Below are 25,330 nucleotides of genomic sequence, written 5' to 3' on the forward strand. Positions count from 1 at the left end.
GGCGCCAATAATTAACGCACACCGCCGCCGAGTGATTGCCAGAGCGTGACCCGGTTTTCCAGGTCCGTCTGTTGCAGGGAGATCAGCGACTCTTGCGCCGACCACAGCGTGCGTTGCGCCGTTAGCACGGAGAGATAATCCCCCGTCCCTGCGCGGTACTGACGTTGAGAAATATCCAGCGCTTTTTGCTCTGCCGCGACGTACTGGCGTTGTGCATCCAGTTGCTCATTCAGCGTTTCGCGACGAGCCAGTGCGTCGGCAACATCTTTAAACGCACTCTGAATCGTCTTCTCATAGGTGGCAATCAGCCCTTTTTTCTCGGCTTCGGCGTAGCGCAATTCCGCCATATTCTTGCCCCCGGTAAACAGCGGCAGAGAGATGGAGGGAGCGAATGACCATACCTTCATACCATGGCTAAACAGCGAAGAGAGCGAGTCGCTGCCCACGCCAGCGCTGGCAGTCAGCGAAATGGTCGGGAAGAAATTTGCCCGCGCAGCGCCAATATTGGCATTGGCGCTCTTCAGGTTATGCTCCGCTTCCTGAATATCGGGGCGGCGTAGCAGCACAGACGAGGAAACCCCGGCCGGCGTCAGCGTGATGCTGTTGTCGGCAAGACTTTCCAGCGTGCCTGGTAGCAATGAATCGGGTACGGTATCGCCCGCCAGCAGGTTGAGGGCGTTTTTATCCTGCACGACTTGTGTCTGGTAGCTGGCGACGCTAGCGCGCGCCTGCTGGAACACGGCCATCGCTTCGGCGGTATCTGCAGCGGCGGCTACGCCAATCTGCTGTTTGCGTTTGGCGATATTCAGCGAGTTTTGCGCGCTTTCCATTGTCTGTCTGGCTAACGCCAGATTACTGTTATCCGCTGCCAGTGTGACCCAGGCGGTGGTGATTTCCGCGACCAGGCTCAGGCGGGTATTTTGCGCGGTATATTCACTGGCAAGCCAGGTTTCACGCTCTGCACGTGTCAGGCTTTGATTGCGTCCAAACAGATCCAGTTCAAAGCTGGAGACGGCGCCATTGGCTTCGGCGCTGTTGGTCAAACCGCTGGAGACGGTGCGGCTGCGGGTATTGCTCAGTTCAGCGTTAACGGTCGGAAATAACGCGGAGCGGTCTTCTGCATACAATGCGCGCGCCGCGTCAATATCCGCAATCGCTTTTTGCACATCACGGTTTTTCGTCAGCGAGTTGCTGACCACCTGTTTCAGGCGCTGATCGTTAATGATCTCCTGCCAGTCGGCGGCCACAGCTTGCGCCTGGCCGCTGGTCCCCGGAAGTGTTGCAGGGATAGGGGCTTGCGGGCGCTCAAAGGTCGGGTCTAACGAGACACAACCGGCGCTCAACAGAGCCAGAAAAAGAACACTGATACGCAACATAATTACTCCTGACGTGCGCGTTTACCGGCGAAGAGTTTTTTCACCAGCACAAAGAACAAGGGAACAAAGAAGATCGCCAGCAGTGTTGCTGTGAGCGTCCCGCCGATAATCCCGGTACCGATGGCGACACGGCTGTTTGCCCCGGCGCCCGTGGCAACCGCCAGCGGCATCACCCCGGCGATAAAGGCCAGCGAGGTCATCATAATGGGGCGCAGACGAGTCCGTGCGGCACGCAATGCCGCGCGGGACAACGACGAACCTTGCTGTACCGCCGCTTCGGCGAACTCCACAATCAGGATGGCGTTTTTCGACGACAGGCCAATGGTGGTCAGCAGCGCGACCTGGAAGTAAACATCGTTACTCAGCCCGCGCATCCACGCCGCCAGCGCGGCACCCAGTACGCCAAGTGGGATCACCAGAATGACCGAGAGTGGCACCGACCAGCTTTCATACAGCGCCGCCAGACAGAGGAACACCACCATAATCGAGATGGCGTACAGACTCATGGCCTGGCCACTGGCGAGTTTTTCCTGCAATGACAGGCCGCTCCACGCCCAGGTTGTTCCGGCGGGAAGATTGTCGGCCAGGTTTTCCATTTTGGTCATCGCCACGCCGGAGCTGAAGCCGGTGGCGTTTTCCCCCTGGATCTCATATGCCGCTGAACCGTTGTAACGCACCAGACGTTCCGGGCCGTACTCCCAGTGGGTAGTGGCGAAGGCCGAAAAGGGCGTCATGTCGTCATTGCTGCCGCGGACGAACCATTTGTTGAGATCGGCAGGCGCGGCGCGCGAGTCGCTATCGCCCTGGATGTATACTTTTTTCACACGGCCACGGTCGGTAAAGTCGTTCACATACGTGCCGCCCCAGGCGCTGGAAAGCGTCGACGTCACGTCGCTCAACGACAGGCCGAGCGCCACGGCTTTGTTGTTGTCGATATCTACCTGCAACTGCGGCATTTGCGGCAGGTCATTAGCGCGCACGGCGTGCAGTTCTGCGCTCTGGTTGGCACTGCCCAGCAACTGATTACGGTACTTCAGCAACTGGTCACGATCGGTGCCGCCGCTGGCCAGCAGTTCGAAGGTGAAGCCGTTACTTTGCCCCAGACCGTCCACCGATGGCGGCGTCATAGCGAAAATGCTGGCATCACGAACGCTGCTCAATTCGCGACTGGCGCGTAAGGCAATGGCCTGCGCGGTATTCTCCTCCCCGGCACGCTGCGACCAGTTTTTCAGCGAGACGAACGCCATACCGGCGTTTTGACCACTGCCGCTGAAGCTAAAGCCGGTGACGGTAAAGATGGCCTCGGTATTGGCTTTTTCTTTATTCAGGAACCAGTCGGTGACCTGGTTGGCAACTTCTTCGGTACGGTTGGCTGTTGCCCCGGCTGGCAAGGTGAACTGCACCATAATTTCGCCCTGGTCTTCCGTTGGCAGGAAGCTGCCAGGCAAACGCCACATGACAAAGGCCATGGCGGCGCAGAGCACGGCGTAGGTGCCGATGACCGTCACGGCACGGCGCAGCACATGCATCACGCCGCGCTGGTATTTATGCTCGGTGTTGTTATAGAAGCGGTTAAAGCCGCCGAAGAAGCCTTTTTTATGCGGCACGCTGTGCTGCATTACCGCGCCGCAGAGCGCTGGGGTCAGGGTTAAGGCCACCACGACCGACAGCGCCATGGCGGAGATGATCGTGACCGAGAACTGACGATAAATTACTCCGGTCGAGCCTCCGAAGAACGCCATCGGCAGGAACACCGCCGAGAGCACCAGCGCGATGGCGATCAGCGCTCCGGAGATTTCGCCCATCGATTTAATGGTGGCTTCACGGGCGGGCAAGCCTTCGTCGCGCATAATACGCTCGACGTTTTCCACCACTACGATGGCATCATCCACCAGCAGACCTATCGCCAGCACCATGGCAAATAGCGTCAGGGTGTTAATGGAGTAACCAAACAGCGCCAGGACTCCGAACGTACCGAGCAGCACTACTGGCACGGCCAGCGCCGGGATCAGCGTGGCGCGTATATTTTGCAAGAACAGGTACATTACGCAGACCACCAGAATGATGGCTTCGATCAGCGTCTTCACCACGTCCTCAATGGAGATCTTAATAAATTCCGTACTGTCTTTCGGGTAGGCCACATCGTAGCCCTGAGGCATGCTGTGACGGTATTCGGCGATTTTATTTTTTACCAGCGTGGCGGTATCCAGCGCATTCGCGCCCGGGGCCAGCATGACAGCCAGACCCGCCGCGGGGTGACCGTTGAGTTTGGCGATAGCGTTATAGTCTTCGCTGCCCATTTCCACCCGCGCAACGTCTTTCACCCTAACTACCGCGCCGCTGCTTTCGCTCTTGATGATGATGTCCTGAAACTGTTCAACGGTTTGCAGGCGGGACTGGGCGCGCACCGTGGCGGTGAGCTGCTGCGTGCTGGACGAGGGCAGCGCACCGATTTTACCGGCGGAAACCTGCACGTTCTGCGCTTCAATGGCAGATTCCACATCCGACGGCATCAGCGAGTAGGAGGCCAGCTTGGTCGGATCCATCCAGATGCGCATGGCGTATTCCGCCCCGAACACCTGCAGGCTACCCACGCCGTTTACACGTGCCAGCGGATCCTGCATGTTGCTCACCAGCCAGTCGGCGATATCGGAACTGGTTGCCCGGTCCGTTTTATCGTACAGGCCCATAATCAACAGGAAGTTGCTCTGAGATTTCACCACCGTCACACCGGACTGGGTGACTTCGGTCGGCAAACGGGATTCCGCTTGCTGCACTTTGTTCTGAACCTGAACCTGGGCGGTATCCGGGTCGGTGCCTTGCTCGAAGGTCACAGTAATGTCCACTTCGCCATCGGAGCTGCTGGTCGATGAGAAGTAGAGCAGGTTATCCAGCCCGGTGAGCTGCTGTTCAATGACCTGGGTGACACTGTTTTCGAGCGTCTGCGCCGAGGCGCCCGTGTAGGTCGCGCTGATTTTCACTGCGGGCGGCGCAACATCCGGATACTGCGCAACCGGCAGCGTACGGATCGCCAGAACACCGGCCATCATGATTAAAATGGCAATCACCCAGGCAAAAACCGGGCGACGCACAAAGAAGCTGGAGAACATCAGGCTTTTCCTCCGTTGGCTTCCTGTACCTCTACGGCTTTCACCGGCGAACCGGCGGCAACTTTATCTGTGCCTTCGACGATCAGTTTGTCACCGCTTTGCAGACCTTTTAACACCAGCCATTTGTTGCCATAGGCGTCGCCGGTTTCCAGTGTGCGCTGTTCAACCTTGTTCTGCGCGTTAACGACCAGCGCGGTGGCATTGCCTTTGGCATCTCGGGTTATACCTTGTTGCGGCGCGAGTATGGCATTCACCATGGTGCCTTCTTCAACGCGGGCACGCACAAACATACCCGGTAGCAGTTGCTGGTGTGGGTTCGGGAATACGGCACGTAATGTTACGGAGCCTGTGGATTCGTCCACGGAGACTTCAGTCAGTGCCAGACGGCCTTTTTCACTGTAGGTGCTGCCATCTTCCAGCGTCAGCGTGACAGCCAGCGTATTACTGTCGCTGGCAAGCGCTTGCTGGCGAAGACGCAGCAGGTCGACGCTGGAGCGGGTGAGATCAACGTACATCGTGTCCAGACCACGTACCGTTGCCAGTGCGGTGGTCTGCTCTGCTGTCACCAGGGCACCAGGCGTTACTGATGAGATGCCAATACGACCCGCGATGGGTGAAGTGACGGTTGTCCAGTTCAGGTTGATACGCGCGGTTTCCAGCGCGGCTTTTTTCGATGCCACGCTGGCGCGATCCTGGGCGCAGGTGGATTGCGCATCGTCAGCATCCTGACGAGAAACGCCGTCCTCTTTGACCAGCTGCGCATAGCGGCTGGCTTTCTGGCAATCAGAAACCACCAGGGCCTGCGCTTGTTTCAGGGCCGCATCGGCCTCGTCAAAAGCGGCGCGGTAACTCGAAGGGTCGATCTGGTAAAGCGCCTGTCCGGCTTTTACCGTATCGCCTTCTGTGAACAGGCGTTTTTGAATAATGCCGCCGACTTGCGGGCGTACTTCCGCCGACAGGGAGGCGGTAGTCCGGCCGGTCAACTGGCTGCTTACGGCAAGCGGCTGACTTTTTAGCGTGACGATACCGACTTCCTGGGTGGGTTGTTGTGCAGGTGGCGTGGCGTTGTCGCAACCAACAAGTGCGAATGCGGCCACTAAGGTCGTTTTTATCAGCTTCATTTTCTTTTCCTGGCATGAGCGAAGCCTGCCCGTTTATTTAAACAGGGTTAGGCGCAGGCGGACGTGCTATATATTTTGGATATAGCAATGTGTAGGTTAAGGTTTATATTCCCTTAATTTTTTTGAATTATTTTATATATCGGAAAATAGCATTGTAGTGATTTCCTGATACAGCTGTTGTAATTGCGCCGGGTCGCATTTTTGCGGGGTTAAACGGCGGAATGTCGTGCCTTCCATTAGCGCGGCCAATAACTCCACACAGCAGCGAACACGCTCAGGGTTGAGGTGCGGGTGTCTGCTCTGCATATGGTTACAGGCATTTTCAAACATACGGGCATCGGCTTCGATCATCATGGCCTGCACCTGCGGATTACGCGTGGCCTCTGCCGCCATTTCCAGCATCAGCGCATCGTCATCCGGGCTTAAGGTATGCCGCCACGCGAGCACTTCCGGCAGGTGCGTGGTTTCAGTTTTGTCTTCCATTTCGGCAATGCGATAGTCGATGATACGGCGGATCATCTCTTCAATAATCGCGTCTTTACTGACGAAGTAGCGGTAAATCTGCCCCACGCTTAACTGAGCTTCCAGGGCAATCTGCGACATGCTGGCGGCATGAAACCCGCTGACGCGAAAACGGCGACGCGCAGCGGCGATGATCTCGTCTTTACGCTGCTGGTGGCGCTGTTCCTGCGATGTTTTTGTCTGCATCTCATGCCCTCGGTTGTATCAGTTTTGAGAACGATCGTTCTCATGCCGGATAAGAGTAAACGAAATTATGTTTTCCGTGTAAGTATTTTCTGAACAAATATTGGCAATTTACAAAACTTGACGTTATGAAGAAATAATGAAGAAGCATGAATAAATTGCGCGGAAGAATAATAGCGGGGTGAGATGGAACTAATTTGTAGAGATTATGATTTATTGCAAATTTATTAAACAGGTACGCGTAAATAACATCTCTATTTTTATGGAGATGATTCTCTTACTACTGATAAAGAAGAAAAAGTTTGTTGGTGGTAGGTTCCGGATTGAGTTTTACCCTCATGCCTGGCAATCCGCTGGCGTGTCCGATAGCGGTTTGTATGTGAGAATAGTTCTCAATATTATTGAAGCTGACAGACGTGAATGGTAAGGTGTTAGCCGTTTCGCCCCGCCCGGGGCAAAGGGTTCGACGGGATTGCGATGGCTGCCAGCTATGCAAAAAAAACACTTTTCGGTTGAAGATTTTATCGTTTTTGGCGAACGCTACGGGATCGATTATCGCTTCCCGGCGTTGGCAACCGATCGATCCCTTAATAAAGAGCAACGCATTGTGATTCAGGGGGATGTTGAAGAGATGACGCTCTCTTCCGGCCTTAACCTGACCAGTTCGGATGTGCGTGTGCTTCAGCCGTATGAAACCACCTCGTTGCACAGTTGCCCCCTTTATATGCTTGTCGTCCTTGAAGGAAGCGTCATGCTCCGTCTTGGTGGGCAGGAATATGTGGTTCGCGCCGGGATGGCGTTTACTTCACGCCTCAGTGAACATCAGGTGATGAATGCCAGCCATCAGCCGGATTACCAGTTGCGCACCCTTTCGCTGGGCGTCGATCCTGACCGGTGCTGGCACTCGCCATTATTAACGGCGCTGTTGCAGCAATGGGAAACGCAAGGCGCTCCTACGTTTTTATGGCAGGTGCCGCCTTTTTTACTCGCCGGTTTGCAATCGACCCAGCAGACGACGCTGCCGGGTTTATCCAAACAGTTGATTCTGGAAGGGGTCATATTGCAACTGTTGGGGCACGCGCTGGGGCAATGCTTGCAGGGCAATGATAAGCGTAGCGCGGCTCCCTGCGGGGAGCGGCACCGACTGGAAACCGTGCGCCGTTTACTGGAGCAGCAACCTGAGAAAGAGTACAGCCTGAGCGGGCTGGCGCAGCTTGCGGCGATGAGTTCCAGCAGCCTACGGGTTAAATTTCGCCAGGCTTACGGGCAATCCGTTTTTGATTACCTGCGCGACTGCCGTCTTGAGATGGCGAGGCGTTATCTGGCGCAGGGGTACAGTGTGCAGCAGGCGGCATGGATGTCGGGTTATCAGCACGCCACCAATTTTTCTACAGCGTTTCGTCGTCGCTACGGTGTGGCTCCCAGCGAAATTCGCGCCTCCTGACATTCCCCGGAGACTCTCGTTCCCCCTGCTTGTGCTGTTTTGTCATCACGCATATGCGACTCGTCATTGCGCATAGCTATTGCGCATTCCAAAAGGGTAATAATTCTTATTTACAATAATAACGGCTTCTGGAGAGTTTCATGTTCGCAAAAACGCGACTGGCGTTAATGATTGGCTGCATCACCGGCGGGATGAGCGTATCGGTTCTGGCTCAGGAAAACACAACCAGCAACGATACGGTGGTGGTTACGTCGCAAATGCAAAGCGGAGCGACCAAACTCGAAACGCCGGATATCGAAACGCCGCAGGCGGTATCGATTGTGACCCGGCAGCAGTATGAAGAGCAGGGGGCGGTGAGCGTGCGCCAGGCGGTAAGCTATACGCCGGGGGTGTACAGCAACCAGATCGGCGCGTCGAACCGTTTTGACTATATTGTGTTGCGCGGCTTTTCCGATGGCAGTCTGGATAACATTTATCTCGACGGACTGAAGATGATGGGCGACAGCAATTCGCACAGTTCTCTGGTCATTGATCCCTGGTTCCTCGACAGCATTGAAGTGGTACGAGGCCCGGCATCGGTGCTATATGGCCGCTCGTCGCCGGGCGGTATTGTTGCGCTGAATTCCCGTAAACCGTCGTTCGATCCTGGCGGTGAAGTCAAATTATTTGCCGGTAACAACAATCAACGCGGCGCCGCGTTTGATGTGACGGGGCCAGTGGATGACAACGATCGCGTGGCGGTAAGGTTAACCGGTATGACCCGCTATGCAGACTCGCAATTCGATCATTTGCAGGAGCAGCGTTATGCCATTGCGCCGAGTTTGACATGGCGTATCACCGATAAAACGCGGCTTGATGTGATGGCTTATTTGCACCGCGATCCGGAAGGTGGCAGTCACTCCGGGCTGCCTTATGAAGGGACGGTCGTTGCCCACGCCGGGCAGAAAATCGCCAACACCTTTTTTGAAGGCGAAGATAAGTACGATAAATATGACCGCCGTGAAAACATGGTCGGTTATAACCTTGAGCATGCGTTTGATAGCGGCTGGTCAGTGCGCCAGAAGCTGCGTTACCTGCGCACCAAAGTCGATCTTAACCAGGTGTATGCTTCAGGCTGGCTGAACGATAGCGAGCTGAATCGGGGTTATTCCGGATCGGATGAGTCGTTGTCGGCGGTGACGCTGGATAACCAGATTGATGGCAGTGTGGATACCGGCATGATTAATCACCGCGTACTGGTGGGTATCGATTATCAGCGCCGCAGCAATAATGTGACCGCCTCGTATGGCAGTTTCCCGGCGATTGATGCCTTCAACCCGACATATGGTGCCGATCCGCTGTCAATTTCCGTATATAGCCGGGAAAAGCATAAGCTGGAGCAGACCGGGATCTATGTGCAGGATCAGATGTCGCTCGATCGCTGGCGTCTGACATTGGGCGGCCGCCACGATCAGGTGAAGATCACTAACGTGAATAAGATCGATGACACCCAGGATACGCTGGATCAAAACCATTTCAGCAGCCGCGGCGCATTGATGTACCTGTTTGACAGCGGCTTTGCACCTTATGTCAGCTACTCCACGGCGTTTACGCCAACCAGTTTTACCGACGAGAATGGCAAGATCCTCAAGCCGATGAAAGGTAAACAGTGGGAAGCAGGGCTGAAATTCCAGCCGGAAGGATCACAGACGATGTATAGCGCGTCGGTGTATCGCATCAACCAGGAAAATATTGCCACTAAAGTGGAACCCACCGATCCGTACCGTTCGATCGGTGAGATCGAATCGGAAGGGATTGAACTGGAAGCCGTGGGTCAGTTGACGGACAACTTCCGTTTGCAGGCGGCGTACACCTATAACGATATTCGTTATAAGAAAAGCAGCGCAGAAGAGCAGGGCAAACGTGCGGTGTATGCGCCGCGCAACCAGGCCAGTGCATGGCTTAGCTACGACGTGAAAGCCGGGCCGCTGGCTGGCCTGACTGTCGGCTCCGGCGTGCGCTATGTGAATGGCATTACCTCCGATCGCCAGAATACACATACGCTACCGTCTTACACACTGGTAGATATGGCCGTCGGTTACGATCTGTCGCACGTCGGTCTGAAAGGGTTGAGCGCGCAGGTCACCGTCAATAACCTGACAGACAAACGTTATATTGCGGCCTGTAACTCACTCACTTACTGCTACTTTGGTGCCGAGCGCAATATTGTTGGCAGCCTTTCTTACGCTTTCTAATGCCTAAAAGCCCGGTAAACCACCGGGCTTCCTGCGTTTTATCATTTTCTTATGGCGACGGTTTGGTCGATAATGGCCTTTCTCTTTTCCGGCGTATTGGTCATGCAGCCAGCAAGACCGGTGAAAGAAACGTTCGGCTTATGCGCTTTTAGGGAGAACCGTTGCCATGCGTCATCACCTTTTTCTGGGTGGTATTCTGGTTTTATTTGCCTTATATGCAGAGAGCAGCTGGGCAGTAAACTGCCGACGCGCGGCAACTCCGCTGGAAAACACCATTTGTAATAACAGCGATCTGCGCTGGCTTGATGAAACTCTGGATGAAATCTGGCGTGCGCGTCTCGATCAGGACGACACGCGTCTGATCCGTAAGCAATACCAGGCGTGGGAAAGCGCCTTTCGCCAGTGCACGACAGATAATTGTATTCGTCGCGCTTATTATAAAGGCATCAATATGGTGTCGGACGTGAACCAGGATTTTAACTGGCAGGGAACCTGGTGGAATATGCAGGCACCGCATATGAGCGGCAGCGTATTGCAATTTAGCCACAACAGCGAGTGGAGCATCGGCACTGATATTCGCTTGTGGGCTGGCATTAACCGTCTGGCATTTACAGCAGAAGCCCGCAAAGTGCATGGTATGGTGCTGGTCGAGAATATTCATGATGTTAGCGACTGCTCAATCCTGATCATTCCAAAGCAGGATGGATCTTTACAGGTACACAGCAATGCGAACTGGGGATGTCGGCTGATCATGCCTGACGGCGCATTTATTGACGGACGTTACCAGCAGGGAAAAACCGACCCCCGACCGACCGCCACCTTACTCTCTCTTGGCGTGTTACCAACCCAGGCGCTGGACGATAAATTCCGCGCGCTGGCAGGGGAGGATTATCAGCAGTTTGTTGATACCGCCAGTGTCTTTATCTATGAGGGCGACAAAGACAATTTGGGCGCAACCGTGGTGTCAATGTGGCTGCGCGGGGCGGCCAACCGTCAGACCGCGATCATAATGTACACACCGCAGGGAGAGATCTGGGCTGCACGGCTTTACCCCCTCGCCGATGGAAAGTCTCAACTGCGCTACTTCACCACCCGCGATGATAAAACGCAGATTCCGCGCACTCTTGATATGTGGAAAGCGCGGTTTCAGCCGTAATTAATGGGCGGGCTCTTTGTGTGCGGCTCAACTGAGATCGACCGCTTTGTGCCCGAACCACCAGGTGGCAATAAAGCCGCAGCACCAGGAGACGGCCACACCCGCCGCGTACACCGCGATGCCCGCGAAGATCCCCTGTCCGGAAGTCATCAGCGGTAGCGCCACCAGCCCGGAAGGGCCGAACACCGTGTTGAGGCCAATCGGCAGACCAAACCAGGCGACGGTGCCAATAAAGAAACCGCCACAGGCACCGCCAATGCAGGCAGTCACAAAGGGTTTCACACGCGGTAGCGTAACCGCGTAAATCAGTGGTTCACCGACGCCCAACACGCCCGGAATAATCGCCCCGCGGATCTGGTTGCGGATGACGGCGTTCGGCGCGGCGCGGAAGTAGAGTGCCAAAGCGGCACCGACCTGACCGCCGCCCGCCATCGCCAGAATCGGAAACAACGAGTTAAAGCCCTGGGCGTCCATCAGCGCAAAATAGACCGGAATAAACCCCTGATGCACGCCGAATACCACCGCAATCAGGAACAGTCCCGCCAGCACCGCACAGCCAAACGGGTTACCGTTCAGATGCAGAAACAGCCACGACATACCTTTAAATAAGGCACCGCCGAGCGGCATGATCACCGTAAAGGCCAGCGCGCCAGTGACCAGCAGGGTCAGCAGCGACGTGAGGATCATATCAAGATTATCCGGAACGATTTTGCGGATCTGGCGTTCGATCCATGCGCCAAGGATGGCGGCGATCAGGATGCCGATAATATTGCCGCGCGGATCAATCGCCATTCCAAAGAAATTATCGATACCGGAGAAATAGCCAACTGTGGCTTTCGGATCGTAACCCAGTACAAACAGCGCTGCGATAATGGCGCCATTTACGCCGCTGCCGCCAAAGGCTTTTTGCGCGTTATAACCAATCAGAATTGGCAGGAAAGTAAATAGCCCTTTGCCAAAAATTTTCATATAGCCAACGATATGCGCCACTGTCCCACTCTTTGACGTGGCGCTGGTCAGCAGGCTTTGTTCAATTAAGGTCGCAAAGCCGAGCAGCATCCCGGCGGCGATAAAACCCGGGATCAACGGCGTAAAAATCGTGGCAAATTTTGACAAAAACTGGTGAAGCTGGCTGGTTTGCCGGGCCTTCATTTGCTGTTTAGTGTCGCGTGCAATGCTTTGTAGCGAGGCTGCATCGGCGGGAGAATGTTCACGGTCCAGTTGCTCATTAAGCATGTCAGCGGCGGTCTGGGCTTTGCCTGGCCCTACAATGATCTGTAATTGATCATCGCTATTCACCACGCCCAGAACGCCAGGCAGTGTTCTTAGCTCGTCCTGCTCCACCAGCGCTTCATTATGTAAGGTCAGGCGCAGGCGCGTCATACAGTTGCCGCAGGTTTTTATGTTCTCCCTGCCGCCGACATGTTGCACGATACTGGCAATAAGTTGCCCGGTGATTTTTGCCATTACTTCATTCCCGCGTTATTCAATGCCTGACGAATAAACCCGCCGTTGTCCTGCAACAGCTGCGCTGCCTGTGTGGCGCTAAGCTGGCCGAGCACCATCACAATGGCTGTTTTGCAGTGCCCCTTACACGCTTCAAGCGCCTGGGCTGCCGTCTGCTTATCGCAGTCGGTGGCCTGCATCACAATATTGATTTGCCGCTGCACCAGCTTCTGGTTGGTGGCTTCCACATCGACCATCAGGTTGCCGTAGACCTTGCCGCTACGGATCATTGCGCCGGTAGTAAGCATATTCAGCACCAGTTTCTGCGCGGTGCCTGCTTTCATTCGTGAAGAGCCGGTGACCACTTCTGGCCCCACCACTGGAACAATCGCAATCTTCGCAACCTGAGCCATTTCGCTGCCCTCGTTACAGGTCAGGGCAACTGTTGTTGCGCCGAGGCTATTGGCGTATTCCAGCGCGGCAATGACGTATGGCGTGCGACCGCTGGCGGCAATGCCGACCAGCACATCATTTTCGTTGAAGTTAAGCGCCTTGAGATCGTCAACGCCCTGCGCCCGGTTATCCTCTGCGTTCTCCACCGCCTGTAAAATGGCGCGATGGCCGCCCGCAATCAGCCCGACCACTTGCTCCCGTGGCGTACCATAGGTAGGGGGACATTCGCTGGCGTCCAGGATCCCCAGACGACCGGATGTCCCTGCGCCGGAATATATTAAGCGCCCGCCCCGGCGAAACGCGCTGACAATGGCATCTACCGCCTGGGTGATCGCAGGAATGGTTTTTTCCACCGCCAGGGCCACTTTCTGATCTTCTGTGTTGATCACCCGTAGCATCTCTTCGGTCGAAAGCATGTCGATGTCTGCACTTGCCGGATTGCGGCCTTCAGTCGTCAGTCTGGATAGATCAATATTCATCAGCGTCTCGCTTCACTTTTTTGGCGTATCTTCTCTGCCGCGTGTTACGGCACTCTGTAAGGAATAATATATTATTAGATAATATAAAAATAAGAATAATTTATTCATGGTGAGAGCGAAAGGGACTAACTGTGATGGCGTTCATAAAATCCCCTTCCGCCCTTTGATCACCAGGACGAGAAAGTGCCAGCAGGCATACAAAATTTCTCAACTGACATTAAGCCCGAGGTTGAGATATTTATTGATATATTATTTGATCTTTTCATCCCAGGACGCGTTTTTATGTATCTCTCTGTTTTTAAATTATTAATATTTTAATATCAGCAATTATTAAGACTTTCATTTTGCTATCTGTATAATTCGTGGTGCTGAGAATACTTGAGTTATTTGCCCTGCCATGTCCGCAGAATTTTTATGTGGCATTCAGGGCTTTTTTTTCGGAATTTAACAGAGGTGGATATGTGTATTTTAAATGATAGAAGTGCCATTTATAATCATGAGTTAATTGCTCACGCGCCGGAAAGTATTAATCTCTTTACCTCCGTCCAGCGATTGACACAATTTCCGGCCTCTGTGCTTATCACCGGTGAAACCGGGAGTGGTAAAGGGTTTCTGGCCCGTTATATTCACCGGTGCACCCGCGAAAATAATGCACCTTATGTCGAAATTTATTGTGATGCGCTGACACAGTTTGCTGAAAAGTTTTCACAGGCCTGTGGCGGTACGCTGGTTATAAAAAATATTGGTAATTTGCCGCTGGGCAGACAGAATGAATTACTGAGCATGCTTGAGGAACAGGAATCTGCGAATTTTGGAACTGTACCGCCTGTTCATTTGATTGTTACCACGAATAGAGATTTATACGATGAAGTGAGCGCCGGGCGTTTTAACGGCGACCTGTTTTATCGTATTGCTGTTCTTTCATTGCATGTTTCGCCCTTGCGCGACCGTAAACAGGACATCTTGCCGTTGTTTATGCACTTTATGCACAAGTATGGGGCATGCCAGCCAGAGACCAAATCACTGAGCGAAGAGGCGCGTCTGGCGATGCTAAACCACGCCTGGCCGGGGAATCTTCGCGAACTGGAAAATGCAGTCCAGCGTAGTTTGATTTTAAGCGATGAGCATAAAATCACGACAGCCGATTTAGGGATCGCTTCACCTTATCCGGCGACGGCAACAGAACAAGCGGCAATCGTTAATGTCCGCCAGCAGGGGCGCCGTGCCGAACACGATTACATTCTTGGGTTGCTGGAACGCCACGGCGGTAATAAAACCAAAACGGCGGCTTTTTTGGGCATCACACCCCGGGCGTTACGTTATCGCCTCGCGTCCATGCGAGACAAATCCTGAGTCGGTTTGCTACTTACTTTGCGGCAGCGTATTGACCGTGATTTCGTCAACATTGTCAGGAAGTATTCTGGTTTGCCTGCCAAGGAACTTGATCCCGATAAGGGTAATCAACCACGCGATGCAACCCATCACCATATACGTCGCCGCAAATCCATGCTTGTCGTAATAATGCCCGGCGATGGGATTGATGGCCGTAATACCAAGATAGTTAAAACAGCCCAGCACCATATAAATGGTTCCGGTCAGGCGTTTGTCGAAGTTATCGGCAAGGAACTTAAAGATAGATACCAACAGCAGCGCCATCTCCAGGCCGTACATCGGTTTAATAACAATAATCATCCACGGATGGGTCGCCAGCGACGAAAGCACCAGCCGCAGTCCGATCACAAAACCGGCCAGCAGTAGCCCGTTACGCGCGCCAATTCGATTGATCAAAAAGGGCACGGAAAACATCAGCACGAACTCACAGGCAGACTGTACAAAGCCCATATAACCCAGTACTGCGTTGCCTGTTTGATGATCGGCAAAAAAGGTCACGAAATAGCGGGGAAATTGCTGCTCTGCACTCTGCATCATCCAGATAATACCGCCGTAAAACAGCATCAGTACCCAAAAGCTGGCATGGCGAAACAGCATCCGCACATCTTTTTTATTCACCACTTCTTTTCGTGATGCATTCACGGCCTGCCAGTCAATGCCTTCGCCTTCGGTTTTAAGTGTGGTCAGGATAATCAACACCGCCAGCCCACCGCAGGAGGTAATAATGAAATTAATATGCGGGTTCATATTGAAGAGCTGGCCGGCAAAAATGGACGCCACGGCCCAGCCCAGCGAGCCCCACATTCTTACCCGGCCAAATTCAAAGCCGAATGCCCGGCTGTAGCGGTCCGCATAGGTTTCGAACACCAGCACGCCCGCCAGATAAGCCGTACCCAGATAAAGCCCGCCAATGATCATACCCGCAATCATGTGGGTGGTTAGCAAGGTCTGATAGACAAAAATAAAAAACGGCGCGGCGAAAATAGAGGCGATAGCAACGGCAATCAGCAGCGGTTTTTTCAAACCCAGCTTATCCATAATAAAACCAAAAATCGGTTTTATCGCCAGTGCAAATAAGGCATTTATCGACAGGGTATAGCCAATTTGTGTACTGCTAAAACCAATGCTGTCGCCCAGCCAGATAGCCAGAAATGACCAACTGGTAGACCAGGCAAAATAGAATAAAAACAGGCACAGGCTGATACGGATGTAGGCACTTTTCGAGGCAGCGGAGATCATTATTGTATCCTCTTGTTATAAAGCTCACGCGTGAAGGCGAATCAGCGTCAGTTTTCCTGGGGGTACCGGGTTGTCAGAAGGAACATCTCTCTGGATGGGCAGCGCTTCCCAGCGTAAAAAATGCGCAGGCTGAGGCTGGTAAAGTTCAGGTATTATTTGCACTTGTGCCTGGGGGGCAATGTCATCGACCACCTGATAGAAATGCGCAGGGAGCGGTGTAATCGCACCATATTCAGTCTGCGTTACGGCCAGGGTCTCCTCATCCAGATACCAGCGTCCGCTGGTACCGTCAGGCTGCTGAAATTCCACATACAGGCCACCGTCGGCAATGTGCGGCGCAGAGATAATCACTTCCGGCGGAATTGAGCCCATGCCATGAAAATCCCAGCGAAAATCCCAGCGGCTTAGCAATTTAATCACCCAGTTCCCCTGACGTGCATGGGCGATCCAGGCCTGCGAAAAGCCATCAGCATCGTAGCGATGCCAGGTGATCAATACCCGGCCCTGGCTATCGAAACCGATATTCTGGCTCATATTGATCAGCCCCTGTTCAACTGGCGCAGGATCAACAACATCGCCGCTCTCCAGCGTGATGGGTAGCGTCAGCGGTTCGCCGCGCTGCGTGAACCAGTGGATCATATCCGGGCTACGGGCATAGGAAAGATCATGGCAGGTTTCACAGTGAGGTGTGTCGCGCCACATCCAGATCATATGCCACTGATTATCGGGGCCGAAAAGGGGGAGACGTGCGTAAGCATTGCGTAAGCCATTTCCACTCAGTAACGGGCTTTCCAGCAGCCTGAGCCAGCGTTGTTCGCTATCGCTCCAGCGATTATAAATGTCATCGCCGTTGCCGCTTTCGCCATCGCGGTAGCGGAAAAGTAACTCGCCATCGCGGCCGTTAAAAAATAACGGATAGGTCGCACTCTCTTCTCTTATACCGGTCATCGTTCCCTGAACCAGAGAGTGAATATCGTAAGGACGTGTTGACCGGAACCAGACCATTTTGTCTTTATGCATATTACCCGCCAGATGCAGGTGCCCCTGATTATCCATAGCCAGCGTCAGGTAATTGTGGCTGTCGTACCCGGTCTGGTGCATAAATCTGTTTTTATCTGCCAGCCATTCACCGGTGGGGTGACTCACCTGCCACGCGCCTTTATCGCGTGGGCGGCTGGCAACGGTAATACAATGTTCTGCGTTGTAATAAGCAACGTAATATTTATCTTTAACTAGTAGCGCATATTCAACGGTAAACCCGGCGCAGCATTCGCCGATGGTGGATACTTCAATTTCTCGTTTTACTTGAGACATCTTTTTGTCCTGTTAATTTCCGTCAAAAATAATCATTCGGCCAGCCGTTCAGGGAAGAAGAATAGAGAGTATTGTCGTCAAGGAATTGTTATCTTTGTCACATATGACGGGATGAAAGGAAATAACTCCAGGTAAAGTTTAAAAATATGTATTGAGAATTTACCATACGGCTTGTTTATTTAATTTTATTGCACTTCACTGTGATGTTTTCTGAAGCGGGTCTGTTAGCGGTCTTCCAACGGGTAGAGATAAATCATACCGTTGGGCATGCTCATCAGTGGGGTGTCGCTGGCCTCTGTTTGCTGTATCCAGAAGGGGGTCTGCGACAGTAAATCCAGGTTGCCATCAAGGATGCGACTGTTTTGCGAAGGCATAAAATAGACGGGCCGATAGGAAAAGTAGTGCTGGTTTCCCTGTTGGCGGATCCGCGTAAAGTTGCCTTTCAGCACAAATTGATTATCGTTCGGACTGGTTATATTGCTCTGGATGGTGTTGCCCGATGTGATCATGCGTGTATCGTACAGCTCTTTCTGGCGTAGCATCAGGTCGTAAAAACCTAACTGCATACTGACGCTGACGTTCTGTTTCAGCGGGTTTTGCGTTGGAATCAAAATATAACCCGCCAGTGCGGCAATAATCCCACCGGTTAGCAGCACAAACGACAATTTAAGGCGTGTTGCAGGATGCCATTTCATTGAGCTTTCTCCGGGTTTCACTCAGGATTAAATTATTCAGCAGTGCCGGGTTTGACCGGGCGTGATCTATCTGCATCGCCAGGATCTTTTCTTCACAGGGCGTGCGTAACCGAAAAGTGTAATTCAGGGTTTGATTAACGCTGTGGTAGAAAACACTCATCTGCGTGGATTTGGATTTAAGCTGCTGGTCTAAAATATAAAAACTCTCTTTGAGTTGCAGGTACGTTTTTTCCTGAACGGGTAAATCACCGTGGGTATCAAGAATGACAAAAAGATGAATATGGCTGTAAACATTTTTCGCGATTTCCTGGGCGACGGAGGGCGGGTTGCGGTGCGCAGCCTGATAACCGAGGGCACCAAGAAAAAAGGCGATAACCAGCACCGCAAACAGCAGAACCGTGGAGTGGTTTAAGCTTGCAGGCAGTGCCGTCACGGAAGGCGTCAGCGTCTGTGGAAGCGTCAGTGTTTCAGTTGGCGTTGGGGCTTCAGGAGGCGTTGGTGGCGCGAAAGTCGGTGGGGGTGGGGCGGGAGGCGGTACCTGAAAAGCCCTCTCCGTCTCATACTGTGCAGGCAGCTCGCTGCCGAGGTTGAGCTCCTCTTCCTCCCGTTCTACTTTCCGGCAATATTCCGGCTCCAGCACGTAACCCCGTTTCGGGATGGTACGAATGATGCGTTGCTGTTTGCCGTCATCTTCCAGCGCAGCGCGCAACGCATGAATGGCGTTGGGCAGGCTATTGTTGCCAATGACCCGACGCTCCCAGACCAAATCCGTGAGTTCTTCGCGGGTGAAAATTTTCCCCGCATTTTGCTGCAGTAAATCCAGCAGGCGAAGTTGATAAGCGCCAAGCCGTTTACGCTCCCCGGTGATTAAATGGAGAACGGAACCTGAAGGCAGATCAATGAGCCAGTTGTTAACGGCGTAGTACGTTTTGTTCATAACATTTCATGCCAGCTTTTATTAATGAAAATTCTCATTTTGATCCGGCCAGAATGTTAATTATGCATGGCTTAACTAACTATGGATGCACAGGATATTTCATTCATTTTATTCTACAGTCTCAGTCGATGTTGTTCCACTGTGATAATGTTAAATGATGTGCTAAAAACGATTGCGGTATATATATTTCCGCTTTGCTGAACGGCGGAAATATACTTTCCGTTTTTATTAATCTTTTGATTTGCAATAAATAAAGTTACCGGGCGTAATTACCCGGTAGGCAAATACTCATCACGCGTTACAAGAGGGAGTCTCATCGATCGCATTGTGGATCACCGTCCCCAGATGTTTAATCGCTTCCCGGTTGGTGTCGCTAAGCGGCAGGGCACAGTTAAGCCGCAGGCAGTTACGATACTTGCCAGAGGCTGAAAACAGCGACCCTGGGGCGACCTGGATTTTTAAACGGCATAACGCACGGGAGACACAGACCATATCCACGCTTTCGGGTAGTTCCACCCATAACATGTACCCGCCCTGTGGGCGTGTTACGCAGATTCCACAAGGGAAATACTGACGTACCCAGCAGGTGTAGGTTTCCAGCTGGTGCTGGTAAATCTGGCGCATACGCCGCAAATGCCGATGGTAGTGGCCGTCGCGAATAAATGCTGCGACCGCCAGTTGTGTGCTCGGTACATTGGTGCCAATAGCGGCATATTTTTTATGTAATACCCGGTCGTGATAGCGACCCGGCGCAATCCAGCCAACCCGCAGACCCGGCGCAACAGTTTTAGTCACCGAGCTGCAGAGCAATACGCGGCCGTCGATATCATACGATTTGATGGTGCGAGGGCGGGGGTATTCGCACGCCAGCTCGCCGTAAATATCATCCTCAAAAATCACAATATCGTGGCGTTGCGCCAGCGACAGTACGGCTTTTTTACGCGCCTCCGGCATAATAAAACCGAGCGGATTATTACAGTTAGGCACCAGAATAACGCCTTTAATCGGCCACTGTTCCAGCGCCAGCTCCAGCGCTTCAAGACTGATCCCTACATTGGGATCCGTCGGGATTTCAATCGCTTTAATATCCAGCCCGCGCAGCAGTTGCATGGTGCCGTAATAGGAAGGGGACTCGACAGCAACAATATCGCCCGGCTGGCATACGGCCAGCAGCGCCAGGGTGAGTGCCGCGTGGCAGCCACTGGCGATAATTATCTCATCGGCATTCAGCGAGGTGCCGCCATCCAGCATCAGGCGGGCAATTTGTTCACGCAGTTCGTGGCGGCCTGGCAGCGTGTCGTAGCTCAGTGCGTCATGTAACTGATGTTGGATAACGCGGTTCATTTCACGCCACAGCGGTTTTAACGTCGGTTGCGTAATATCTGGCGCGCCTCCGCCAAAGGCAATGATCTCTTTGTCGGTGCGGGCGTCGAGGAGGGTTAATACCTCATCCCACTGCGTAACTTCTACCGGCCTTTGCACCGGGCGCGACATTGCCGGGACCGGAGGCTGGGCTTTACGCGGCGCGACAAAATAACCGGAGCGTGGCTGGGGGGTGATCAACTGCAGCTTTTCCAGCACCAGGTAGGCCTGCTGCACGGTGCTGATGCTCACGCCATGCTCCTGACTCAGGCTGCGCACCGACGGCAGTTTTTCACCTGCACGGTATAAACCTTGCTCAATACGTTCCCCCAGCAGCGTAGCCAGATGTTGGTAGCGTGTCATGCTGTATCCTTTCTTGTCGCCATACAGATTATGAAACCAGTACAGATTGGCGCTATTTTTGCGATTCAGAAGTTGTTTTAAGCGATCTGTATGTTAAAGAAAAGTAATTTCTGAATCTGTATTGCAAGCGACATTTACAGCGATGATAAGGCTCTTTCTGGTGAGGAGCTTAGGTATGGAATTCAATGAGAATCGGCCACATCGTCCGTTTATTGGTTTTGTTTTACTCTGGCGCAAAATGCAGCGTCTGCGGGAGCGCTGGCAAACGCGCCGGTTGCTGAGGGCGCTCAGTGACGAACAGCTAAAAGATTTAGGGCTGCGCCGCGATGAGGTTGGCTAATGGTCCGGAAAGTGCGGAGATAACATCTTGTTATTTCCGCTTATCCTGGCTTGGGCTATGCTTAGCTGCATAACCTGAAGGGGAGAAAGCACATGCACTTTATGAATGACAACGACGACGAGCAAAAAGAGAAAGAAACGGGCAATGTTTCCCAACTGATGCAGCAAAAACTGCTGGATTCCCGCTCCATTATTATTTCCGGGGAAATTAACCAGGCACTTACCGAAAAAGTAGTGACACAGCTCCTGCTGCTGCAGGGCATTAGCGATGCGCCGATCAAGATCTATTTAAACAGCCAGGGCGGACATGTCGAAGCTGCGGATACCATCCACGACATGATCAAATTTATCACCCCAGAGGTGCACATTATTGGTACCGGCTGGGTGGCCAGTGCCGGGATCACTATCCTGCTGGCAGCAAAAAAAGAGCACCGTTATTCACTGCCGAATACCCGCTTTATGATCCATCAGCCGCTGGGTGGCGTGCGTGGTCAGGCGAGCGATATTGAGATTGAAGCGAAAGAGATCATTCGTACCCTCGAGCGCGTCAACCGTATGATCGCCGAAGCGACAGGTCAGCCGGTAGACAAAGTGAAGCAGGACACGGATCGCAACTTCTGGATGAACACCAAAGAAGCCATCGACTACGGTATTGTTTCCCGCGTGGTGAAATCTTACGGTGAACTGAATCTTAATTAATCAGCTGCCATGAATGATGTCCAGCCAGTGACCAGCCGGCTGGACGTTGTATTATTCCGCAACGAATACCGCTTCGCTGTCTATATCGAAATGCATATACTCCAGCGGAAGCTGGTGCAACGCCCGTAACCGTGCGATATAGGCATTATCTTCTGCTGTCGCCGGGGTGATTCCAACCACAACCATTTTACTGATATTTACAGCGTTATCGTGTCGGTAGGCATATTCCAGTAATTGGCCTATCGCCTCACGAATACAATATGAAACATGCGCATGGGTTTTTATTTCATAAAACGAGTAAGTATTTTCATTTTCCTGTACGACCAGATCGATGCGCGTGCCATACCCGGTGTTTTGTTCTGTGCTTACGCGGTCTTCGCCAACTTGCTGGCAGAGCGCGGTATATAACGCGTCCTGTATTGCATTGTGGATGTAACTGATCTCGGTTCGATAACCCCCGCCGCTGCGCTCACCGCGCTCCGGTTTAGACCGATGGCCCGCTTTAAAATCGAACGTTGCCGCGCGAGGCGTCTGAAGAGGAAGCTGAACAAAATTAATGAGGTTATAGTAGTTTGATTTTACGGCCTCATCGTGATGGTCAAAAATATACGGCTCACATAGTCGTAAGTTTTGCGGCTTAAACTTAATGGTAAAAAAATCGCCTTTGTCGATTGAGCCTAATATATCGCCATCAACGTCAACTTCATTAAGCTGGGATTGCATTTCATCGTACCAGCCTTTTTCTTTGTATTGCTTTAATATCCGACGAGATTCTTTCGGTGACACCAGCTCAACATCTAAAATTTCTCCCAGCCAATAACGTGTATTTTTCTTTTTTTCGTTTTTGATGGTGTATAAATTGATATCGATTGCGTCACCCGTGCGGTCTGTTCCCGCTACGGATTGCAAATAAGCGTAATGATAGCCATCAATGAGTTTTTCGGTGTCGAATAACCACTCCTCATGACCAAATCCATGCTGATATTCGTAGCTGCTGCTATTCACTGACTTGCCTTCACGCCCGGATGGCGCACGCCAGTACTTATCGTTCCAGCATATTCTTGAGATTTTTTTCACTGTGTAAGTCCTTTTTTATTCCGTTTTCTTATTGTTTTTTAATGAGTTATCAGGCTTATCTTAGGGCAGATGTTAGCAGGTAGCCAGCCACCATAAGTTGCAGGTTTTCCTTTTTCGCAGGCGACGTGTGGGCGCGATCATCCTCTTAACATGCAGACTAAAAATCCACTTCTCCCTGACAGATAATTTCTGCACACTGTTCCCATTTCTCATTACGGAGTGATGGCATGAATAGCAGTATTAAGGCGACGCTGGTGATAGCAGCGACGCTTACCCTTCCCGCGCTGGCAGGGCACAGCGGCGTCTCGTTCGATCATAAAGATTGGGAAGTCGTGTGCGATAACACCCTGACCTGCCGTGCAGCAGGCTATAGCGCGGAAGAAGAAGCCAGCGGATCTGTGCTGATTACTCGCAAAGCCGGGCCGGACACGTCTGTCACGGTGGATGTGGTGCTGGCAGAAATGGAAGCCGATGATTCAACGCAGCAGGCAAAACTGACGCTATGGATCGACGGCAAATCACAAGGCGATGTCACCGCGGAAGACAGCGATACCTGGCGCTTATCAGACGAACAGGCCCGTAACCTTATTGCTGCCGTGAAAGGCAGTAGCAAGGTTGAGTTTAAGGGCGGCGCGAAGCCATTTGTGTTGTCGGGCGAGGGGGCCTCCGCTGTGCTGTTGAAATTCGACGACGTGCAGGGGCGCGTCGGTACACCGGGAGCGCTGAGCAAAAAGGGTGATAAAGCTGAAAGTACGGTGACGCCTGCGGTGGCGGCTCCGGTGATTCAGGCCGTTTCGGTGGAAGGCGGCGAGGATCGCGCGCTGACAGAGGCGGAAGCCAGGGCGCTAACGCCGCGTTTACTGGCAGCCGTGTCGAAAGAAAATGCGTGCGATCGTCTGTCGACACCCGCCGAACCTGTCATTGAAGGCGATAATGATATAACGCTGACGCCGCTGGACAGTAAGCACGCGTTAATTTCCACACTCTGCTGGCGCGGGGCCTACAACGAAGGTTACGGCTATTGGGTTATCGACAAGGCTTTGAAGGGCAACCCGCAATTTATCACTAACTCGGCCTCCGATTATGGCGATGGTGTGATTTCCCTCGGCCAGCGTGGTCGCGGTATTGGTGACTGCTGGGCATCGGCGGAGTGGGTCTGGGACGGGGAAACCTTCCGTAAGAGCAGCGAGGCAACCACCGGGATGTGCCGCTATATTCGCGCAGGCGGCACCTGGGATTTGCCGGAGTTTGTGACCGAAGTGAAAGCCGCGAAGTAATGTTTCCCGGCGGTGTGGCTCAGACTGCGCACCGGGCAGAACACTATGGCGACCCATAAAGCGCATCAGGTTGCTATAGTGTTCATTCTCACTTTCCACCCACTTCGACGAGCCAACCTATGTTAACCAGTCTCAATCACCTTACGCTGGCGGTCAGCGAACTGGCCCGCAGCGTCGAATTTTATCATCAATTATTGGGCCTGAAGTTGCATGCACGCTGGGATAATGGCGCTTATCTCAGTTGTGGCGGCCTGTGGTTATGCCTGTCGGTAGATGTGCAGCGTACCCCAGTTTCACCCCAACACAGCGACTATACGCACTACGCGTTCAGTGTGGATGAAAGCGATTTTACCGCGTTTGTCGACCGTCTTGAGCAGGCTGGCGTGGCGAACTGGAAAGTGAATAAAAGCGAAGGTCACTCCTGGTATTTTCTCGATCCGGATGGGCACAAACTGGAAGCGCACGTCGGAAATCTGGCGCAGCGCCTTGCGGCATGCCGTGAAAAGCCTTACCAGGGTATGGTTTTTTTTTGATTAAGCCGAACGTTTCCGCTTTGGCAATCGATGCTCTTTGTCTGTTCGTTTCTTGATGCTTACCGTGATAACTATTATCTTGCTCCCCCAGTGAAATGAGGGAGTTCCCATGACTGAAGACGAATTGTTTGCCCGCCGGCCGCTGGGCATGCGGATGGCCATGGTGGTACGCCAGTGGCGCGCCACTATTGACCATGCGCTGAGCGACACCGGAATGACGCAGTCGAGCTGGACGGTGCTCATGCAGCTGCGCCAGTTGGGCGATAATGTTTCAGTCAGTGAACTGGCGGAAGTGCATGGGATAGAACTACCGCCGCTGATGCGCACCCTGACACAGCTGGAAAACCAGGGGCTGATTGCGCGTACGACATCGCCGTACGATAAGCGCATTCGCCTGCTGGCGCTCACCGCAGAGGGTAACCGTCTGCTGGATAAAATCTCGCAAGTGATTGAAACCTGCCAGGCGCGGGCTTCCGAGAACATCCCGGCAGATGAATTGCATGCGTTTAGCGCCACGCTCAACCAACTCGCCTGTAATTTGCGTGTGATGCGCGAAGAAGAAAATAAAACCGAATAAGA

21 protein-coding genes are annotated in these 25,330 nt (G+C 52.9%); 9 read left to right on the forward strand and 12 right to left on the reverse strand.

Annotated features, from left to right (window positions below; translation table 11 throughout):
- Positions 1-11: 11 nt before the first annotated feature.
- From RTX30_RS03770 to RTX30_RS03785, 4 genes are all read right to left on the reverse strand, one after another.
- A complete protein-coding gene (locus tag RTX30_RS03770) occupies positions 12-1,376 on the reverse strand; it encodes a TolC family protein (RefSeq protein WP_312686976.1) in 1,365 nt (454 codons plus the stop codon).
- A gap of 2 nt (positions 1,377-1,378) precedes the next feature.
- Positions 1,379-4,486 carry an efflux RND transporter permease subunit gene (locus RTX30_RS03775; protein WP_312686978.1) on the reverse strand — a complete coding sequence of 1,036 codons (3,108 nt, stop codon included), beginning with the start codon at positions 4,484-4,486 and terminating at the stop codon, positions 1,379-1,381.
- Complete coding sequence (locus RTX30_RS03780) at positions 4,486-5,607, reverse strand: efflux RND transporter periplasmic adaptor subunit (RefSeq protein ID WP_312686980.1); 1,122 nt, start codon at positions 5,605-5,607, stop codon at positions 4,486-4,488. Before RTX30_RS03780 ends, RTX30_RS03775 begins: the two co-directional genes overlap by 1 nt.
- 132 nt (positions 5,608-5,739) lie before the next feature.
- Complete coding sequence (locus RTX30_RS03785; protein WP_312686982.1) at positions 5,740-6,315, reverse strand: helix-turn-helix domain-containing protein; 576 nt, start codon at positions 6,313-6,315, stop codon at positions 5,740-5,742.
- Positions 6,316-6,802: 487 nt separating this feature from the next.
- Here RTX30_RS03785 and RTX30_RS03790 point away from each other — a divergent pair, with 487 nt between their 5' ends.
- The 3 genes from RTX30_RS03790 (at position 6,803) to RTX30_RS03800 (ending at position 11,146) form a co-directional block, all read left to right on the forward strand.
- On the forward strand, positions 6,803-7,756 hold the full coding sequence (locus tag RTX30_RS03790) for an AraC family transcriptional regulator (protein ID WP_312686984.1): 954 nt from the start codon (positions 6,803-6,805) through the stop codon (positions 7,754-7,756).
- A 140-nt stretch (positions 7,757-7,896) separates the two neighbouring features.
- Entirely contained in the window at positions 7,897-9,990 is a 2,094-nt protein-coding gene (locus RTX30_RS03795; RefSeq protein ID WP_312686986.1) for a TonB-dependent siderophore receptor, read from the forward strand.
- A 166-nt stretch (positions 9,991-10,156) separates the two neighbouring features.
- Positions 10,157-11,146, forward strand: coding sequence for a hypothetical protein (locus tag RTX30_RS03800; protein WP_312686988.1), 990 nt, complete (start codon positions 10,157-10,159; stop codon positions 11,144-11,146).
- A 27-nt stretch (positions 11,147-11,173) separates the two neighbouring features.
- On the opposite strand, the gene murP is transcribed toward RTX30_RS03800, so the two are convergent.
- Complete coding sequence (gene murP / locus RTX30_RS03805) at positions 11,174-12,613, reverse strand: PTS N-acetylmuramic acid transporter subunit IIBC (protein WP_312686990.1); 1,440 nt, start codon at positions 12,611-12,613, stop codon at positions 11,174-11,176.
- Entirely contained in the window at positions 12,613-13,524 is a 912-nt protein-coding gene (gene murQ, locus RTX30_RS03810) for an N-acetylmuramic acid 6-phosphate etherase (RefSeq protein WP_312686992.1), read from the reverse strand. Before murQ ends, murP begins: the two co-directional genes overlap by 1 nt.
- Positions 13,525-13,938: 414 nt before the next feature.
- Between murQ and RTX30_RS03815 the strand changes: the two genes are divergently transcribed.
- A complete protein-coding gene (locus tag RTX30_RS03815) occupies positions 13,939-14,877 on the forward strand; it encodes a sigma 54-interacting transcriptional regulator (protein ID WP_312686994.1) in 939 nt (312 codons plus the stop codon).
- 9 nt (positions 14,878-14,886) lie between these two features.
- On the opposite strand, the gene RTX30_RS03820 is transcribed toward RTX30_RS03815, so the two are convergent.
- The 5 genes from RTX30_RS03820 to RTX30_RS03840 form a co-directional block, all read right to left on the reverse strand.
- Entirely contained in the window at positions 14,887-16,155 is a 1,269-nt protein-coding gene (locus RTX30_RS03820) for an oligosaccharide MFS transporter (RefSeq protein ID WP_312686996.1), read from the reverse strand.
- A 24-nt stretch (positions 16,156-16,179) separates the two neighbouring features.
- Entirely contained in the window at positions 16,180-17,469 is a 1,290-nt protein-coding gene (locus tag RTX30_RS03825) for a BNR repeat-containing protein (RefSeq protein WP_312686998.1), read from the reverse strand.
- 224 nt (positions 17,470-17,693) lie between these two features.
- Positions 17,694-18,164, reverse strand: a complete 471-nt coding sequence (locus RTX30_RS03830; RefSeq protein WP_312686999.1) for a hypothetical protein — start codon at positions 18,162-18,164, stop codon at positions 17,694-17,696.
- Positions 18,136-19,101, reverse strand: coding sequence for a winged helix-turn-helix domain-containing protein (locus RTX30_RS03835; protein ID WP_312687000.1), 966 nt, complete (start codon positions 19,099-19,101; stop codon positions 18,136-18,138). The genes RTX30_RS03830 and RTX30_RS03835 overlap by 29 nt, the downstream gene beginning before the upstream one ends.
- A gap of 291 nt (positions 19,102-19,392) precedes the next feature.
- A complete protein-coding gene (locus RTX30_RS03840; RefSeq protein WP_312687002.1) occupies positions 19,393-20,826 on the reverse strand; it encodes a PLP-dependent aminotransferase family protein in 1,434 nt (477 codons plus the stop codon).
- A 175-nt stretch (positions 20,827-21,001) separates the two neighbouring features.
- On the opposite strand from RTX30_RS03840, the gene RTX30_RS03845 reads away from it, so the two are divergent.
- Both RTX30_RS03845 and RTX30_RS03850 read left to right on the forward strand, forming a co-directional pair.
- Positions 21,002-21,166, forward strand: a complete 165-nt coding sequence (locus RTX30_RS03845) for a DUF1127 domain-containing protein (protein WP_312687004.1) — start codon at positions 21,002-21,004, stop codon at positions 21,164-21,166.
- A 101-nt stretch (positions 21,167-21,267) separates the two neighbouring features.
- Entirely contained in the window at positions 21,268-21,864 is a 597-nt protein-coding gene (locus RTX30_RS03850) for an ATP-dependent Clp protease proteolytic subunit (RefSeq protein ID WP_409429799.1), read from the forward strand.
- A gap of 51 nt (positions 21,865-21,915) precedes the next feature.
- On the opposite strand, the gene RTX30_RS03855 is transcribed toward RTX30_RS03850, so the two are convergent.
- A complete protein-coding gene (locus RTX30_RS03855; protein ID WP_312687008.1) occupies positions 21,916-22,941 on the reverse strand; it encodes a hypothetical protein in 1,026 nt (341 codons plus the stop codon).
- Positions 22,942-23,168: 227 nt separating this feature from the next.
- Between RTX30_RS03855 and RTX30_RS03860 the strand changes: the two genes are divergently transcribed.
- The 3 genes from RTX30_RS03860 (at position 23,169) to RTX30_RS03870 (ending at position 25,328) form a co-directional block, all read left to right on the forward strand.
- Entirely contained in the window at positions 23,169-24,218 is a 1,050-nt protein-coding gene (locus tag RTX30_RS03860; protein WP_312687010.1) for a DUF1176 domain-containing protein, read from the forward strand.
- Positions 24,219-24,337: 119 nt separating this feature from the next.
- Positions 24,338-24,751, forward strand: coding sequence for a FosA family fosfomycin resistance glutathione transferase (locus RTX30_RS03865; RefSeq protein WP_312687012.1), 414 nt, complete (start codon positions 24,338-24,340; stop codon positions 24,749-24,751).
- 109 nt (positions 24,752-24,860) lie between these two features.
- A complete protein-coding gene (locus RTX30_RS03870; protein ID WP_312687013.1) occupies positions 24,861-25,328 on the forward strand; it encodes a MarR family transcriptional regulator in 468 nt (155 codons plus the stop codon).
- Positions 25,329-25,330: the final 2 nt, after the last annotated feature.

It is taken from the genome of Kosakonia sp. (genome assembly GCF_032052965.1).
Classification (GTDB): Bacteria; Pseudomonadota; Gammaproteobacteria; order Enterobacterales; family Enterobacteriaceae; genus Kosakonia.

Bases quoted from the DNA above. Each gene is read 5' to 3' on its own strand.
- RTX30_RS03790 (WP_312686984.1), top strand. From the start codon at position 6,803: ATGCAAAAAAAACACTTTTCGGTTGAAGATTTTATCGTTTTTGGCGAA.
- RTX30_RS03785 (WP_312686982.1), bottom strand. From the start codon at position 6,315: ATGCAGACAAAAACATCGCAGGAACAGCGCCACCAGCAGCGTAAAGAC.
- RTX30_RS03835 (WP_312687000.1), bottom strand. From the start codon at position 19,101: ATGAACAAAACGTACTACGCCGTTAACAACTGGCTCATTGATCTGCCT.
- RTX30_RS03850 (WP_409429799.1), top strand. From the start codon at position 21,268: ATGAATGACAACGACGACGAGCAAAAAGAGAAAGAAACGGGCAATGTT.
- RTX30_RS03830 (WP_312686999.1), bottom strand. From the start codon at position 18,164: ATGAAATGGCATCCTGCAACACGCCTTAAATTGTCGTTTGTGCTGCTA.
- RTX30_RS03780 (WP_312686980.1), bottom strand. From the start codon at position 5,607: ATGAAGCTGATAAAAACGACCTTAGTGGCCGCATTCGCACTTGTTGGT.
- RTX30_RS03840 (WP_312687002.1), bottom strand. From the start codon at position 20,826: ATGACACGCTACCAACATCTGGCTACGCTGCTGGGGGAACGTATTGAG.
- murQ (WP_312686992.1), bottom strand. From the start codon at position 13,524: ATGAATATTGATCTATCCAGACTGACGACTGAAGGCCGCAATCCGGCA.
- RTX30_RS03820 (WP_312686996.1), bottom strand. From the start codon at position 16,155: ATGATCTCCGCTGCCTCGAAAAGTGCCTACATCCGTATCAGCCTGTGC.
- RTX30_RS03800 (WP_312686988.1), top strand. From the start codon at position 10,157: ATGCGTCATCACCTTTTTCTGGGTGGTATTCTGGTTTTATTTGCCTTA.
- RTX30_RS03860 (WP_312687010.1), top strand. From the start codon at position 23,169: ATGAATAGCAGTATTAAGGCGACGCTGGTGATAGCAGCGACGCTTACC.
- RTX30_RS03795 (WP_312686986.1), top strand. From the start codon at position 7,897: ATGTTCGCAAAAACGCGACTGGCGTTAATGATTGGCTGCATCACCGGC.
- RTX30_RS03775 (WP_312686978.1), bottom strand. From the start codon at position 4,486: ATGTTCTCCAGCTTCTTTGTGCGTCGCCCGGTTTTTGCCTGGGTGATT.
- RTX30_RS03865 (WP_312687012.1), top strand. From the start codon at position 24,338: ATGTTAACCAGTCTCAATCACCTTACGCTGGCGGTCAGCGAACTGGCC.
- RTX30_RS03845 (WP_312687004.1), top strand. From the start codon at position 21,002: ATGGAATTCAATGAGAATCGGCCACATCGTCCGTTTATTGGTTTTGTT.
- RTX30_RS03815 (WP_312686994.1), top strand. From the start codon at position 13,939: ATGTGGCATTCAGGGCTTTTTTTTCGGAATTTAACAGAGGTGGATATG.
- RTX30_RS03770 (WP_312686976.1), bottom strand. From the start codon at position 1,376: ATGTTGCGTATCAGTGTTCTTTTTCTGGCTCTGTTGAGCGCCGGTTGT.
- RTX30_RS03870 (WP_312687013.1), top strand. From the start codon at position 24,861: ATGACTGAAGACGAATTGTTTGCCCGCCGGCCGCTGGGCATGCGGATG.
- RTX30_RS03825 (WP_312686998.1), bottom strand. From the start codon at position 17,469: ATGTCTCAAGTAAAACGAGAAATTGAAGTATCCACCATCGGCGAATGC.
- murP (WP_312686990.1), bottom strand. From the start codon at position 12,613: ATGGCAAAAATCACCGGGCAACTTATTGCCAGTATCGTGCAACATGTC.